Genomic DNA, 15,050 nt, shown 5'->3' on the forward strand with positions numbered 1-15,050 from the left:
AAAAGCTACTGCAGAACCGGGCAGCCGCTGGCGCCGGTGAAATCAACCTGCCAGTGCTTGATGCCGTTGAGCCAGCCGGACTGCAGGCGCTTCGGGTCACCCGCCGGAGCCAGGTTCGGCATGTGATCGGCGATCGCGTTGAACATCAGGTTGATGGTCAACCGGGCCAGGTTGGCGCCGATGCAGTAGTGCGCACCGCTGCCGCCGAAGCCCATGTGCGGGTTGGGGTTACGCATGATGTTGAAGCTGAATGGATCCTCGAAGACCTCTTCGTCGAAGTTGGCCGAACGGTACATCATGACGACGCGCTGACCCTTCTTGATCTGCACGCCACCGAGCTCGGTGTCCTCCAACGCCGTCCGTTGGAAGGAGGTCACGGGGGTGGCCCAGCGCACGATCTCGTCGGCCGCCGTCTCCGGGCGCTCCTTCTTGTACAGCTCCCACTGCTCCGGGAACTGGGTGAAGGCCATCATGCCCTGGGTGATCGAGTTGCGTGAAGTCTCGTTGCCGGCCACCGCGAGCATGATCACGAAGAAGCCGAACTCGTCATCGGAGAGCTTGCCCTCGCCCTCGATCTCGGCGTTGATGAGGGTGGTCACGATGTCCTCGCCCGGATTCTCGGTCTTCTGCTTGGCCATCTCCATCGAGTAAGCCAGGATCTCCATCGACGAGGCCGCCGGGTCGATATCGGCGTATTCCGGATCGTCGTACGACGTCATCTCGTTGGACCAATTGAACAGCTTGCCGCGATCCTCGATGGGCACCCCAAGCAGACCGGCGATGGCCTGCAGTGGCAACTCACAGGAGACCTGCTCGACGAAGTCGCCGGTGCCGCTCGCCGCTGCGTTCTTGGCGATCTCCTGCGCACGCTCGTTCAGCTCGTCCCGCAGACGGCCGATGGCACGCGGGGTGAAACCGCGGGAAATGATCTTGCGCAGCCGGGTGTGGTGCGGGGCGTCCATGTTGAGCATGACGTAGCGCTGCAGCTCGATCGCTTCTCGCGTCATGTCATCGCTGAACCGCGGGATGGCGGTGTTTTCCCAGCTAGAGAAGACATCACTGCGCAGCGATACCTCCTTGACGTCCTTGTGCTTGGAAATTACCCAGTACCCGCCGTCGTTGAAGCCGCCGACGCCGTCGGGCTGCTCCTGCCACCAAATCGGAGCCGTCTTCCGAAGCTCCTTGAGCTCCTCGATGGGGAGCCGTTCTGCGTAAACCTCCGGGTCGGTGAAGTCGAATCCGGCGGGAAGGCTGGGGTGCACCACGTTGAACTCCTATGGCCTTTCGGGGCGTCTTTCAGGGACGATCTGGTTAGAGCATCTAGTGAGAGCCGAGTGAGCTACGACACTCTCTAGCCCCATTGAAGCACACGATCAGCGCAGACAAAACGTGGTGCGCGGGGTGAGAACACGTTCTCATTGCTTCCGGACTGAAACGTGTTCTACCGTGAGGTCAACGTTCAGAGCGCAAAGGAGCAGCTCCATGGGTAATCCGGTCATCGTCGAAGCGACGCGCAGCCCCATCGGCAAACGCGGTGGATGGCTCGCGGGCCTACATCCCGCCGAGCTGCTGGGCAGCATCCAGAAGTCGGTGATTGCGCGCGCGGGCCTAGATCCCCACGAGGTCGAGCAAGTCATCGGCGGCTGCGTGACCCAGTTCGGCGAGCAGGGCGGGCACATCACCCGGCAGGCATGGCTGCACGCCGGGCTGCCCGAGGCCACCGGCGCCACCACCATCGACTGCCAGTGCGGCAGCGCGCAGCAGGCCAACCACCTCATCGCCGGCTTGATCTACTCGGGTGCCATCGACACCGGCATCGCCTGCGGTATCGAATCGATGAGCCGCGTACCGCTCGGCGCCAACGTCGGTGGCACCGGCATTCCGCGCCCCGCCTCGTGGGATATCGACATGCCGAACCAGTTCGAGGCCGCCGAGCGCATTGCCAAGCGTCGCGGCATCACCCGCGCCGACGTGGACGGCCTGGGCGTGCGCTCGCAGGCACTGGCCAAACAGGCCTGGGCCGAAGGTCGCTTCGACCGCGAGATCACCTCGCTTACCGCCCCGCAGGTGGACAAAGAAGGCAATCCCACCGGCGAGACCTTGACGGTCAACCGCGATCAGGGCCTGCGTGACACCACCCTGGAGTCCCTGGGGAATCTGAAACCGGTTATGCCGGAGGGTATTCACACGGCCGGCACCTCCTCCCAGATTTCTGACGGAGCTTCCGCGGTACTACTCATGGACGAAGACAAGGCCCGCGCCCTGGGCCTGAAGCCACGCGCCCGCATCGTGTCGCAGGCCTTGGTCGGCGCCGAGCCGTACTACCACCTAGACGGTCCGGTGCAGTCGACGCAACGGGTGCTGGATCGCGCCGGCATGAAGATCGGCGATATCGACGTCGTCGAGATCAACGAGGCCTTCGCATCCGTGGTGCTGTCGTGGGCCGCGGTGCACAAGCCGGACTTCGATCGCGTGAACGTCAACGGCGGTGCCATCGCCCTGGGGCACCCGGTGGGCAGCACCGGTGCCCGCCTGATCACCACGGCGTTGTATGAGCTCGAACGCACCGACAAGTCAACGGCTTTGATCACCATGTGCGCTGGTGGCGCGCTGTCCACCGGCACCATCATCGAGCGGATTTAATACCTTCGCGAAAGCCCCCGACACCACCGTGTCGGGGGCTTTTTCGTCAGCTGGCCCGCCCGAATCCCGCCGGGCAGAAGTCGACCTCCCAGTGCTTGACACCATTGAGCCATCCCGACCGCAGCCGCTCCGGTTCCCCGGCAGAGGCGAGATCGGGCAGGTGATCGGCGATCGCGTTGAACATCAGGTTGACGGTCATCCGCGCCAGATTCGCACCGACACAATAGTGCTCGCCGGTACCGCCGAAGCCGACATGCGGGTTCGGGGTTCGCATGATGTCGAAAATGAACGGATCCGGAAAGACGTCTTCATCGAAGTTGGCGCTGCGGTACATCATGACGACGCGCTGCCCCTTCTTGATCTGCACACCACCAAGTTCGGTGTCCTGCAACGCTGTCCGCTGAAACGACGTCACCGGCGTGGCCCAGCGCACAATCTCGTCGGCGGCCGTCTCGGGACGTTCCTTCTTGTACAACTCCCACTGCTCCGGGAACTGCGTAAACGCTCGCATGCCGTGTGTGATCGAGTTGCGGGTGGTCTCATTGCCCGCCACCGCCAGCATCATGACAAAGAACCCGAACTCGTCCTCGGAGAGCTTCTGCCCGTCCACATCGGCATTCACCAGCGCCGTGCAGATGTCATCACCCGGCTCGGCAATTTTGCTCGCCGCCATGTGCATGGCATACGTCAGCAGTTCGACACGCGCAGTCTGCGCGTCCTCTTCGGATTCCTCCGACCCCACGAGCATGTTGGACCAGTGAAAGAGCTTTTCCCGCTCGTCCAGAGGCGTGCCCAGCAGACCCGCAAGGGCCTGCAGCGGCAGCTCGCACGCTACGTGTTCGACGAAATCCCCATGCTGTGTCTGCGCCGCCGCCTTCGCGATGGCCTGGGCGCGATCGTTCAGCTCTTCCCTCAGTCTGCCGATCGCCCGAGGGGTGAAGCCCTTACTGATGATCTGCCTCAGCCTGGTGTGCCGTGGCGGGTCCATATAGAGCATGACCACATGCGAGGAGGCTTCGATCATCTCGCGCGCAGCGGTGACCGGATAGCGCGGGAGTGATGTATTCGCCTCGCTCGAGAACACGTCGCTGCGTATCGAAACCTCTTTAACATCTTTATGTTTTGTCACTACCCAGAAACCATCGTCATCGAACCCGGCGGCTCCATGCGGTGTTCGGTTCCACCACACGGGAGCTACGCGGCGGAGTTCGGCGAGCTCGCGTTCGGGGATCCCGCGCACGAAAAGTTCGGGATCGGTGAAGTCGATACCGTCCGGCAAGTGGGGATGTTGGGCCTGTACCACGCTGTACCTCCCGGCCTGTGATGCATTTCACTACTGGCTCTAGTCGCAGTGAAGCACAGAAATCGACCCCAGGACAAGGGTGCGCGGCAGAAAAACCGCAGATCTAGAACGTGTTCTAGGTGTGTGACAGCTTCGGAACGAAGATCGCCCGGATGTGGTGGATCCGGGGGTCGTCGGCTGGAATTTTGAACGTCTCGTCCACTTTGGCGACGACGCGCCACCCGGCGACCTTCGCCTTGGTCTCGATGACAAAGCTCGCGATGACATTCTCACCCTCAACACGGAACTGCCGGTTGGAAGCGGCAGCGATGAGGCGGAACTGCGGGCCATTGTTCAGGCTGCGCCGCAAGTGATCTCCGGAGAATCCGGTCTTGACGCCCTGCTCGATCCGCACACATTCCGGAGTGAACGGGACTGTGTCCGCCTGATGTGTGACGAGGGCTTCGATGTATGCATTCGCCGCGGCAATACGTACGTCATCTGAGGCTCCGGGTGTTGACACCCTCGTAGCATAGGGCCATGACCGCACCGGGATCATCCGCGAACGCGCCCGCCCAACTGAATTCCGAATTCGCCGGCAAGCTGATCAAGTGGATGACCACCGCCAACGTCTGGCTGTACCAGCGCACCGACGGCCGGCTCGGCGGAAAGTGGCGTGTGGGTGCGGCTTTCCCGTGGGGCATACCGGTACTGCTGCTCACCACCACCGGCCGCAAGACCGGGCAGAAGCGGCTCAGCGCACTGCTCTATCTGCCGGACGGCGAGAAGGTGGTTCTGGTGGCGTCGCAGGGTGGGCGCGACACCAATCCGGCGTGGTACCTCAATCTGAAGGCGAATTCTGAAGTCACCGTTCAGATCAAGGGCGATATCCGCGCCATGACGGCGCGCACCGCGACCGATGAGGAACGCGCCCACTACTGGCCCCAGCTGGTCGAGCTGTACGCGGACTTCGACAAGTACCAGTCATATACGAGCCGCACGATCCCCGTCGTCATCCTGGAGCCCTAGCCCCCTACGTCGACACGCCGCATTCTGCGAACTCCACTCGCGAAACGCATCCAAACACGGCGTGTCGGCGGAACTAGGACTGCGAGCCGTAGACCGGGACCGGCGTGCGCGCCTTGTCGAGCAGGTCGTTCACGACCGGACCCAATTCGCTTGGATCCCAACGAGCTCCCTTGTCCACCTGCGGGCCGTGCGCCCAGCCCTCGGCGACACGGATGATCCCGGCTTCGACCTCGAACACCTTTCCGGTGACCTCGCGCGATTCCGAGCTACCCAGCCACACCACCAGCGGCGAGACGTTCTCGGGAGCCATCGCGTCGAATGCGCCGTCCTCCGGCTTGGCCATGGTCTCGGCGAAAACCGCCTCGGTCATGCGGGTGCGTGCGGCCGGCGCGATGGCGTTCACGGTGATGCCGTAGCGGCCCATCTCGGCGGCGGCTTGCAGGGTCAGGGTCGCGATACCGGCCTTGGCGGCTGCGTAATTCCCTTGGCCGACACTGCCTTGCAGACCGGCGGCGGAGCTGGTGTTGATGATGCGGGCGTCCACCGCGTTCCCGGCCTTGAACTCATCACGCCAGTAGGCGGCGGCGTGACGCAGGGGCGCGAAGTGTCCCTTGAGATGCACGCGGATCACCGCGTCCCACTCCTCCTCGCCCATGTTCGCCAGCATCCGGTCGCGCAGGAATCCGGCGTTGTTGACCAGAACATCCAGGCGGCCAAAGGAATTGATGGCGGTATCGATGAGGTTCTTGGCACCGTTCCAGTCCGCGACGTCGTCACCGTTGGTGACCGCCTCGCCACCCGCGGCCTTGATCTCCTCGACGACTTCCTGCGCGGGACTCGTGCCCGCCGATCCATCCAGGCCCACGCCGATGTCATTGACGACGACTCGGGCGCCTTCGGCGGCGAAGGCCAGTGCGTGCGCGCGGCCGATACCGCGTCCCGCGCCGGTGATGATGACAACCCGACCGTCGAGTAAACCTGGCATGTTCTATTCCTTTTCGCCGTTCTCATTGCTGTTGACATTGGCGGCGTCGAGGAACGCGGGACGTTCCCCTCCGCCGTGCACCGTGAGGACCGAACCGGTCACATACGAAGACAGTGGTGAAGCGAGAAATGCTGCCGTCCAACCGATCTCATCGGGATCGGCCAGCCGCCCCAACGGCACGGTGGCACCCACCGCCGCGATCCCGTCTTCGTTGCCATAGTGCAGCTCCGACAGCTCCGTGCGGATCATCCCGGCAGCGAGCGCGTTCACCCGCACCTTGGGTGCCCACTCGACGGCCAGGCTCCGGGTCAAGCTCTCCAGCCCTGCCTTGGCCGCACCGTAAGCGGCGGTACCCGGAGACGGGCGGCTCGCGCTCACGCTGGTGATGTTGACGATCGCGCCGCCGTCGTCCTGCCTCTGCATCACCGCGTTGGCGCGCTGAGAAACGAGCAGGGCGGACAGCAGGTTCAACTCGATGATCTTGCGGTGGAAGTTGTGGCTCGCGTCGGCAGCCAGGGCAAAGGGTGCTCCCCCGGCGTTGTTCACGACGACGTCCAGGCGACCGTGCGTGGAGACGATGGTGTTGATGAGCGCGTCCACCGACTCTTCGTCGCGGACATCGCAGGAGTGGAATTCGTAGGGGGTCTCACCAGGGCGGCGCGCACAGGTCACCACCGTGGCGCCCTGGTCGGCGAAGACCTGGCTGATCCCGGCGCCGACACCACGGACCCCTCCGGTCACCAGGACGACGCGGCCCTCCAGGCCGAGGTCATACGTGGCGCCATTCGATGCTCTTCGCCGAAGCTCATCGCTCACCTGGCCACCCTTCCCCTGATTCTGCACCGTTTGTCCTGCACTTTCGAGCCATGGTAGCGTACCAAGCAAGTGCTTGTTTCGGTACCTTGAGGAGTCTCATGGGCATCACCACCGCGACGGTTGAACCGGGCATCGTCACCGTCACCGTCGACTATCCGAAGGTCAACGCCATCCCGTCGCGCGGATGGTTTGAGTTGGCCGACGCCATCCTGGCCGCGGGCAACGACCCGGCCACGCACGTCGTGATCCTGCGGGCCGAGGGCCGTGGGTTCAACGCCGGCGCCGACATCAAGGAGATGCAGGCCACCCAAGCTGAGGGGAAGGGCTACACCGCGCTGATCGACACCAACCGGGGCTGCTTCGAGGCCTTCAGTGCGGTGTACCGCTGCAAGGTGCCCGTCATCGCCGCCGTCAACGGTTTTTGCCTCGGCGGAGGAATTGGCTTGGTGGGCAACGCCGATGTGATCGTCGCCTCCGATGACGCCGTGTTCAGCGTGCCCGAGGTGGACCGCGGCGCCCTCGGCACCGCCACCCACCTGCAGCGGCTGGTCCCCCAGCATGTGATGCGCAGGATGTTCTACACGGCAGCCAAGATCGACGCAAAGACGTTGCACCACTATGGATCGATCCATGAAGTAGTGCCGCGCGAAGAGCTGGACGAGGCCGCGCTGCGCGTCGCCCGTGACATCGCCGCCAAGGACACCCGGGTCATCCGGGCCGCCAAGGAGGCCATCAACTTCATCGACCCGCAAGACGTCGAGTCGAGCTACCGCATGGAGCAGGGCTTCACGTTCGAACTCAATCTTGCCGGTGTCGCCGACGAACACCGTGACGCGTTCGTCGAGACCGGAAAGCCGAAGGGGAAGTAGCCGATGAGCCGCTTGCGCGAAGAGGAGAAAATATGAGCGACAAACGATCTTCACTCGACGAGGTCGTCGCCGAACTACGCAGCGGGATGACCATCGGTCTCGGCGGCTGGGGCTCCCGCCGCAAGCCGATGGCGTTCGTGCGCGCGATTCTGCGCTCGGACGTCAAGGATCTGACGGTCGTCACCTATGGCGGGCCGGACTTGGGTCTGCTGTGTTCCGCGGGCAAGGTGAAGAGGGCCTACTACGGCTTCGTCTCCCTGGACTCGCCGCCCTTCTACGACCCGTGGTTCGCCAAGGCGCGCACGACCGGCGCCATCGAGTCCCGCGAGATGGACGAGGGCATGGTCAAGTGCGGCTTGGAAGCCGCCGCCGCCCGGCTGCCATTCCTGCCCATCCGGGCCGGGCTGGGATCCGACGTCATGAACTTCTGGGGCGACGAGCTCAAGACGGTCACCTCTCCGTACGCCGACTCATCGGGGCAAGCGGAAACCCTGGTCGCGATGCCCGCGCTGAACCTGGATGCCGCTTTCGTGCATCTGAACCTGGGTGACGCCACCGGCAATGCCGCGTACACCGGCGTCGACCCGTACTTCGACGACTTGTACTGCATGGCCGCCGAACGTCGCTACCTGTCGGTGGAGAAGGTGGTATCCACCGAAGAGTTGGTAAAATCCGTTCCCCTGCAGTCGCTTCTGCTGAACCGCATGATGGTCGACAAGGTGGTCGAGGCCCCGGGTGGCGCGCACTTCACCATCGGCGCCGCCGACTACGGCCGCGACGAGAAATTCCAGCGGCACTACGCCGAGGCCGCCGGTGACCCCGAGTCCTGGCAGAAGTTTGTCGACACCTATCTGTCTGGTTCCGAAGAGGATTACCAGGCAGCCGTCAAGCGTTTCAAGGAGGCGCAGGCATGAGCGAGGCAACCCGCGCGGAGGTATGCGCTGTCGCATGCGCCGAGTTGTTCAGGGACGCAGGCGAGATCATGGCCTCTGCGATGTCGACGATGTCCACCGTGGGTGCCCGGCTGGCGCGCCTCACCTTCTCCCCCGACCTGGTGCTCTCGGACGGCGAGGCCGTGCTGATGGCAGAAACACCGGCCATCGGTGGAATCTCGCCGATCGAGGGCTGGATGCCGTTCCGCAAGGTGTTCGACGTGGTGGCCTCGGGTCGCCGACATGTCGTCATGGGCGCCAATCAGATTGACCGCTACGGCAATCAGAACCTCTCAGCGTTCGGGCCGCTGCAGCACCCCACCCGGCAGATGTTCGGTGTGCGCGGTGCTCCCGGCAACACCATCAACCACGCCACCTCGTACTGGGTGGGCAACCATTCGGCGCGAGTGTTCGGCAATTCGGTCGACGTCATCTCGGGCGTCGGCTACGACAAGGTCGACCCGGCGAACCCGGCGTTCAAGTACCTCAACGTGTTCCGGGTGATCTCGAACCTCGGCGTGTTCGACTTCAACGGCCCCAACCACGAGATGCAGGCCCTATCACTGCACCCCGGCGTCTCGGCCGAGGACGTCGCGTCCAACACCGGCTTCGAGGTACATGGGCTGGCCGACGCCGGTGAGACCCGAACGCCGACCGGCGAAGAGCTTCGGATCATTCGTGAGGTGATCGATCCGAAGTCGTTCCGGGACAAGGAAGTCAAGCAATGAGCGCACCGGTCCTCAGGACAGCACTGACCGAACTTGTCGGTATCGACCATCCCGTCGTGCAGACCGGGATGGGGTGGGTGGCCGGCCCACGGCTGGTCGCCGCGACCTCCAACGCCGGCGGCCTGGGCATCCTGGCCTCGGCGACCATGACGCTCGACGAGTTGATCGCCGCCGTCGCGAAGACGAAGTCGCTGACCGACAAACCTTTCGGTGTGAACATCCGCGCCGACGCCGGCGACGCCACCGAGCGCATCGATCTGCTGATCCGCGAGAGGGTCAAGGTGGCCTCGTTCGCGCTAGCACCCAAGCAGGATCTGATTGCCAAACTGAAAGACAATGGCGTGGTGGTGGTTCCGTCCATCGGAGCGGCCAAACATGCCAAGAAGGTCGCGGCCTGGGGCGCCGACGCAGTGATCGTGCAGGGCGGTGAGGGCGGTGGCCACACCGGTCCGGTCGCCACCACCCTGCTGCTGCCCTCGGTGCTCGACGCCGTGAAGGACACCGGGATGCCGGTCATCGCCGCCGGTGGCTTTTTCGACGGACGTGGCCTGGCTGCCGCGTTGTCCTACGGGGCCGCCGGTGTCGCGATGGGCACCCGATTCCTGCTGACCTCCGACAGCACTGTTCCGGATGCCGTCAAGCAGCGCTACCTGGCCTCCGATCTCGGCGGCACCGTGGTGTCCACCCGCGTCGACGGTATGCCGCACCGGGTGCTGCGCACCGAGCTCGTCGAGAAGCTGGAGAGCGGTTCGCGGGTACGCGGCTTCACCGCCGCGGTACGCAACGCCGCCAAGTTCAAGAAGATGACGGGCATGTCGTGGGTGTCGATGGTCAAAGACGGTCTGGCGATGCGGCACGGCAAGGAGCTCACCTGGTCGCAGGTGCTCATGGCCGCCAACACCCCGATGCTGCTGAAGGCAGGCCTGGTTGAGGGCAACACGAATGCCGGCGTGCTCGCCTCCGGGCAGGTGGCGGGCATTCTGGATGACCTGCCGAGCTGTCAGGAGTTGGTGGACGCGATCGTGACGGAAGCGGTCCAGCACCTCAAGAGCGCCAACGCCGCGATCATGTAGCCACCGAGCAGGAAACGCACCACATTCCCACTCAGCCTGAAGTAAAACTCCAGGTGATTCACAGACTCCGGGAGAATCCTGGAAATGTGATTCACCGAATGTTCACTTTGCCGACCGCTGCCTGTTGTTGTGCTGCCGCGGCCGCGGTCGTCTTCTCTCCCCTCGCCGCGGCAGATCCGGACCAGCCGTCCAGCCCGAATCACGGTATTCACACCCCTGCACAGGGCTCTATGGAGCTACCCACCGACCGCGGCCGTCGCCATGTGCTGCGCCAAGACCAGGGCGTCGGCGGAGCGGATCCCGACGTACCGTACGGAACCAACCCCTACGTGCCGGACCACGCGAACGATATCGGTGGGGCCAATCCGGACACTCCGCTCGGCACCGATCCCGATGTGCCCTACGGGACCTGGGCGCAGAGCTAGTCTCCCGGTAACGGAGCCGGCAGATCCGGCTGCGGCACAATGCCGCCCGATGCCGGGACCGGCGCGTCGGGTGCCGGAGTGTTGTAGATATCGATGCTGTCCCGCTGGTTCCAACCGCCCCAGGACTGGTCTCCCCAGCCGCCCGGGTATTGCGAAAGCTGTGGCGGCAGATCACCCATCGACTGCGGCAGCATATTGAGCACGCCGCTGGGTACCCCGGGGATTCCCGGGACATAACAAATCTCCGGAGGGCACGGTTCGGCATATGCCGGGGCACCGCTCGCCATAACGCCCAACGCCGCCGCTGCCGTGCCGATCAGGATTCCTGCGCGCATACCCCTCAGGCTACGCCCGCGAATGTTGGCCCCTCCGTGGAAAGACAGCGGAAGGGTCAACATTCGCGATGAACTCAGATTCGCGATGAACTCAGAGGCGTTCGATGATGGTGACGTTGGCGGTGCCGCCGCCCTCGCACATCGTCTGCAGGCCGTAGCGGCCGCCGGTGCGCTCCAGCTCGTTGAGCATGGTGGCGAACAGCTTGGCGCCGGTGGCACCCAACGGGTGCCCCAAAGCCATGGCCCCGCCATTCGGGTTGACCTTCTTCAGGTCGACGTCCAGCTCCTTGGCCCAGGCCAGCACGACGGGGGCGAAGGCCTCGTTGATCTCCACGACATCGATATCGTCCATGGTCAGACCGGTCTTCTCCAGCGCGTACCGGGTGGCCGGGATCGGTCCCGTCAGCATGAACACCGGGTCGTCGCCCCGGGCGCTGATGTGGTGGACGCGTGCACGCGGCGTGAGGCCGTGCGCCTTCACCGCGCCCTCGGAGGCCACCAACGTGGCGCTACCGCCATCGGAGATCTGGCTGGCGAGCGCCGCGGTGAGGCGCCCGCCCTCGACCAGAGGCTTCAGGCTTGCCAACTTCTCCAGGGTGGATTCGCGGGGGCCCTCGTCGACGCGGAAGTCGCCCACAGGGATGATCTCGTTGTCGAAGTGCCCGTTGCGGATTGCGGCGAATGCCTTCTCGTGGCTGGAGAGCGCGAAAAGCTCCATCTCCTCACGGCTGATGTCCCACTTCTCGGCGATCATTTCGGCGCCTCTGAACTGAGAGATTTCCTGATCGCCATAGCGGTGCAGCCAGCCCTCGGATTCTGCTGTGGGCGAGGTGAACCCATATTCCTTGCCGACGAGCATCGCCGCCGAGATCGGAATCTGGCTCATGTTCTGGAAACCACCGGCCACCACCAGGTCCGCGGTTCCGGACATAACAGCCTGCGCGGCAAAGGAAATAGCCTGCTGGCTCGATCCACACTGACGGTCGACGGTGCAACCCGGCACCTCTTCGGGGTACCCGCCGGCCAACCACGCCAACCGTCCGGCATTGCCGGCCTGTCCGCCGATGGCGTCCAACACACCCATGTACACGTCGTCGATGGCGTCGGGATCGACGTCGACGCGATCGAAGAGCCCCTTGAAGGTGGCCGCACCCAGATCCAGCGGATGCACCTTGGACAGCGAGCCGTTGCGCTTGCCGACAGCGGTACGCACAGCGTCGATGATGTACGCCTCAGACATGGTGAATCTCCTTATTTTTCAGATGTTCTCAGACGAATGCCCGACGGTGATCCCGCCGAGGACGATCGAGAGGTACTGTTCGGCGACTTCCTGCGCGGTGCGTGAACCACCGGGGCGGAACCAGCGCACCGATACCCAGGTGGCGTCGCGGATGAACCGGTACACCACAGCCACGTCGAGATCAGGGCGGAAGTAGCCCTGATCGATGCCGTCGCGCAGCACTTCCAGCCACAGCTGGCGTTGCTCGGTATTGAGCTCATTAAGGTAGGAGAACCGCTCTTGCGACAGCAGCCGGGGCGCCTCCGCCTGGTAGATGGCGACCTGCGCATGTTTGGTTTCAATCGCATCGAACGATGCCAGGAACAGGCCCTTGAGCGTGTCAACCGGATTCAGGTTGGCGGCCGCAATCTCGCGATAGCGTGCGAACAGTCCCTCAAGAAAGTCCCGCAGCAGTTCGTCGACGATCGCCTCTTTGGAATCGAAGTGGTGATAGAGGCTGCCCGACAGGATCCCGGCGGCGTCGGCGATATCGCGCACGGTGGTCGCACGCAGACCACGCTCGGCGAACATTTCGGCGGCAAGGCTCAGTAGCTCGTCGCGCCGGGACGGCTGCGATGCGCTACTTGCGCGAAGAGCGTCCGACTCTCGCACCTCGGTCACCTTGTCCACCTCCCCACTGTATCAACCAAGCGCTTGTTTGGTCGAACGCGTATCCGATGTCACGCCCGCTGGCTGGACACCGAGATGACCTCACCGGTCAGGTAGCTCGAATAGTCACTGGCCAAGAAGGCGATGGTCGCCGCGACCTCCCACGGCTCGGCGGCGCGACCGAAGGCCTCGTCGGAGGACAACTTGTCCAGCAGGTCCGATGAGGTCACCTTGTCGAGGAACTTGTGCCGGGCGATGCTCGGGGCAACGGCGTTGATACGCACCCCGTGCTCGACGGCCTCGATGGCACTGCACCGGGTCAGCGCCATGACACCGGCCTTGGCTGCGGCGTAGTGCGACTGCCCGTATTGCGCGCGCCAACCCAACACACTCGCGTTGTTGACGATGACGCCGCCGTGGCCGGCTTCGCGGAAGTAGCGCAGGGCGGCGCGGGTTGCGCGGAACGTGGAGGTCAGGGTCACATCGAGCACCCGGTCCCACTGATCGTCGGTCATATCCGCGACCGGGGTCTCGCCGCCGAGACCGGCATTGTTCACCAGCACGTCGATACGGCCCAGGGCAGCAACAGATTCCGTGATCAGCGCATCCACGGCCTCGGTGGAAGTGACATCGCACACCACCGCGGCAACCTTGCCCAGCCCGAGCGCGGCGAGCTCGTCCCGCGTCTCGGTGAGACGACGCTCGTGATAATCCGAGACGACAACGTCGGCGCCCTCGGCCAGCGCACGACGTGCGGTCGACGAGCCGATCCCGGTCCCGGCGGCCGCAGTCACGACGACCGCCTTACCCTTCAGGAGACCGTGTCCGTCAATCTCTTTCGGGGCCTGCGACAAGCTCACTAGCTGTGTTGCATGCTCTTCGCGCGGAGCGCTCATCGCACCTCTCTCGGTAGTCCGAGCACCCGCTCGGAGATGATGTTGCGTTGAATCTCATTGGAGCCGCCGTAGATGGTGTCGGCGCGCGAGAACAGGAACAGCCGCTGCCACTCGTCCATCTCGCCGCCATCGGTCAACAGGGTCGACTTTCCGATGATCTCCATCGCTAGCTCACCCAGGTCACGATGCCAGTTGGCCCACAACAGCTTTGACACATTGTCCTGACCGGGCCGTTCCTCGTCCATGGTGGCCAGTGCGTACGCACGCATGGTCCGCAGGCCCACATAGGCCTGCGCGAGGCGCTCCCGGATGGCCGGATCGTCCGCCGACCCGTTGGATTTGGCCAGCTCGGACAGTCGGGAAAGCTCACGGGCATAAGTGATCTGGTTGCCGAGGGTCGACACACCGCGTTCGAAGGTGAGGGTGCCCATGGCGACCCGCCAGCCGTCGCCGGGCTCGCCGACCACCAGATCGGCGGAGGTACGCGCGTTGTCGAAGAACACCTCGTTGAACTCCGAGGTACAGGTCAGCTGGATGATCGGCCGAATCTCGACACCCGGCTGATCAAGGGGCACAAGCAGATACGAAAGACCCTTGTGGCGCGAGGATCCGGGTTCGGTCCGTGCGACAACAAAGCACCACTGGGACTGCAGGGCCAGGGAGGTCCACACCTTCTGCCCGTTGATCACCCATTCGTCACCGTCAAGCACCGCGGAGGTCGACACGTTGGCAAGATCGGACCCGGCCCCGGGTTCCGAATAGCCCTGGCACCACAGTTCCGTGACGTCGCGGATGGTGGGCAGAAAGCGCTGTTGCTGTTGCGGGGTGCCATAGGCGATGAGCGTCGGCCCCAGCAGTTCCTCGCCCAGGTGGTTGACCTTGTGGGGCGCCTCCGCCCGCGCGTACTCCTCGTAGAAGATGACTCGCTGGCTCACCGTGGCCCCACGGCCACCGTGCTCGACGGGCCAGCCCAGGCAGGTCCAGCCCGCGGCGGCCAGATGACGGTTCCAGGCGAGACGCTCTTCGAAGGCCTCGTGCTCACTGCCGGGGCCACCAAGGCCCTTCAGCTCGGCGAACTCACCGACAAGGTTCTCGGCCAGCCATTCCCGGATCTCGGCGCGCACCTGGTCGTCGGACATCTCCGACATA

General features: G+C 64.3%; 17 protein-coding genes. 7 read left to right on the top strand and 10 right to left on the bottom strand.

Features of this window, described 5'->3' with window-relative positions; genetic code table 11:
• Nucleotides 1-5 precede the first annotated feature (5 nt).
• Nucleotides 6-1,265, bottom strand: coding sequence for a cytochrome P450 (locus B4393_RS11945; RefSeq protein WP_078334306.1), 1,260 nt, complete (start codon nt 1,263-1,265; stop codon nt 6-8).
• 217 nt (nt 1,266-1,482) lie between these two features.
• Between B4393_RS11945 and B4393_RS11950 the strand changes: the two genes are divergently transcribed.
• The gene (locus B4393_RS11950; protein ID WP_078334307.1) at nt 1,483-2,643 is read left to right on the top strand and encodes a steroid 3-ketoacyl-CoA thiolase; all 1,161 of its coding nucleotides are present in this window, start codon (nt 1,483-1,485) and stop codon (nt 2,641-2,643) included.
• A 46-nt stretch (nt 2,644-2,689) separates the two neighbouring features.
• Here B4393_RS11950 and B4393_RS11955 read toward each other — a convergent pair whose 3' ends face one another.
• The gene (locus B4393_RS11955) at nt 2,690-3,946 is read right to left on the bottom strand and encodes a cytochrome P450 (protein WP_078334308.1); all 1,257 of its coding nucleotides are present in this window, start codon (nt 3,944-3,946) and stop codon (nt 2,690-2,692) included.
• A gap of 115 nt (nt 3,947-4,061) precedes the next feature.
• Nucleotides 4,062-4,448: a hypothetical protein gene (locus B4393_RS11960; RefSeq protein WP_078334309.1), complete on the bottom strand. Its 387-nt coding sequence runs from the start codon at nt 4,446-4,448 to the stop codon at nt 4,062-4,064.
• A gap of 17 nt (nt 4,449-4,465) precedes the next feature.
• Here B4393_RS11960 and B4393_RS11965 point away from each other — a divergent pair, with 17 nt between their 5' ends.
• On the top strand, nt 4,466-4,954 hold the full coding sequence (locus tag B4393_RS11965) for a nitroreductase family deazaflavin-dependent oxidoreductase (protein ID WP_078334310.1): 489 nt from the start codon (nt 4,466-4,468) through the stop codon (nt 4,952-4,954).
• 73 nt (nt 4,955-5,027) lie between these two features.
• Here B4393_RS11965 and B4393_RS11970 read toward each other — a convergent pair whose 3' ends face one another.
• Both B4393_RS11970 and B4393_RS11975 read right to left on the bottom strand, forming a co-directional pair.
• Complete coding sequence (locus B4393_RS11970) at nt 5,028-5,939, bottom strand: SDR family oxidoreductase (RefSeq protein ID WP_078334311.1); 912 nt, start codon at nt 5,937-5,939, stop codon at nt 5,028-5,030.
• Nucleotides 5,940-5,942: 3 nt separating this feature from the next.
• Nucleotides 5,943-6,755 carry an SDR family oxidoreductase gene (locus tag B4393_RS11975; RefSeq protein ID WP_078334467.1) on the bottom strand — a complete coding sequence of 271 codons (813 nt, stop codon included), beginning with the start codon at nt 6,753-6,755 and terminating at the stop codon, nt 5,943-5,945.
• A gap of 98 nt (nt 6,756-6,853) precedes the next feature.
• On the opposite strand from B4393_RS11975, the gene B4393_RS11980 reads away from it, so the two are divergent.
• From B4393_RS11980 to B4393_RS12000, 5 genes are all read left to right on the top strand, one after another.
• Nucleotides 6,854-7,624 carry an enoyl-CoA hydratase family protein gene (locus tag B4393_RS11980; RefSeq protein ID WP_078334312.1) on the top strand — a complete coding sequence of 257 codons (771 nt, stop codon included), beginning with the start codon at nt 6,854-6,856 and terminating at the stop codon, nt 7,622-7,624.
• Between the two features lie 32 nt (nt 7,625-7,656).
• Complete coding sequence (ipdA, locus tag B4393_RS11985) at nt 7,657-8,538, top strand: cholesterol ring-cleaving hydrolase subunit IpdA (protein ID WP_078334313.1); 882 nt, start codon at nt 7,657-7,659, stop codon at nt 8,536-8,538.
• Nucleotides 8,535-9,284, top strand: coding sequence for a CoA-transferase subunit beta (locus B4393_RS11990; protein WP_078334314.1), 750 nt, complete (start codon nt 8,535-8,537; stop codon nt 9,282-9,284). The genes ipdA and B4393_RS11990 overlap by 4 nt, the downstream gene beginning before the upstream one ends.
• Entirely contained in the window at nt 9,281-10,357 is a 1,077-nt protein-coding gene (ipdC, locus tag B4393_RS11995; RefSeq protein ID WP_078334315.1) for a (3aS,4S,5R,7aS)-5-hydroxy-7a-methyl-1-oxo-octahydro-1H-indene-4-carboxyl-CoA dehydrogenase, read from the top strand. The genes B4393_RS11990 and ipdC overlap by 4 nt, the downstream gene beginning before the upstream one ends.
• Before the next feature lie 86 nt (nt 10,358-10,443).
• A complete protein-coding gene (locus B4393_RS12000; protein ID WP_078334316.1) occupies nt 10,444-10,782 on the top strand; it encodes a hypothetical protein in 339 nt (112 codons plus the stop codon).
• On the opposite strand, the gene B4393_RS12005 is transcribed toward B4393_RS12000, so the two are convergent.
• The 5 genes from B4393_RS12005 to ipdE1 all read right to left on the bottom strand — a co-directional run bounded on the left by B4393_RS12005 (nt 10,779) and on the right by ipdE1 (nt 15,040).
• Nucleotides 10,779-11,117, bottom strand: a complete 339-nt coding sequence (locus tag B4393_RS12005) for a hypothetical protein (RefSeq protein WP_078334317.1) — start codon at nt 11,115-11,117, stop codon at nt 10,779-10,781. The genes B4393_RS12000 and B4393_RS12005 overlap by 4 nt on opposite strands.
• 91 nt (nt 11,118-11,208) lie before the next feature.
• On the bottom strand, nt 11,209-12,357 hold the full coding sequence (locus B4393_RS12010) for an acetyl-CoA C-acetyltransferase (RefSeq protein WP_078334318.1): 1,149 nt from the start codon (nt 12,355-12,357) through the stop codon (nt 11,209-11,211).
• An 18-nt stretch (nt 12,358-12,375) separates the two neighbouring features.
• Nucleotides 12,376-13,017 (bottom strand): TetR/AcrR family transcriptional regulator, encoded by a 642-nt coding sequence (locus tag B4393_RS12015; protein WP_165758525.1) that lies wholly within the window; start codon nt 13,015-13,017, stop codon nt 12,376-12,378.
• Between the two features lie 59 nt (nt 13,018-13,076).
• Nucleotides 13,077-13,865, bottom strand: a complete 789-nt coding sequence (gene ipdF / locus B4393_RS12020; protein WP_109558661.1) for a (5R,7aS)-5-hydroxy-7a-methyl-1-oxo-2,3,5,6,7,7a-hexahydro-1H-indene-carboxyl-CoA reductase — start codon at nt 13,863-13,865, stop codon at nt 13,077-13,079.
• Nucleotides 13,866-13,897: 32 nt separating this feature from the next.
• Nucleotides 13,898-15,040: an acyl-CoA dehydrogenase IpdE1 gene (gene ipdE1, locus B4393_RS12025; RefSeq protein WP_078334468.1), complete on the bottom strand. Its 1,143-nt coding sequence runs from the start codon at nt 15,038-15,040 to the stop codon at nt 13,898-13,900.
• Nucleotides 15,041-15,050 lie beyond the last annotated feature (10 nt).

The organism is Mycobacteroides franklinii, from assembly GCF_002013895.1.
Classification (GTDB): Bacteria; Actinomycetota; Actinomycetes; order Mycobacteriales; family Mycobacteriaceae; genus Mycobacterium; species Mycobacterium franklinii.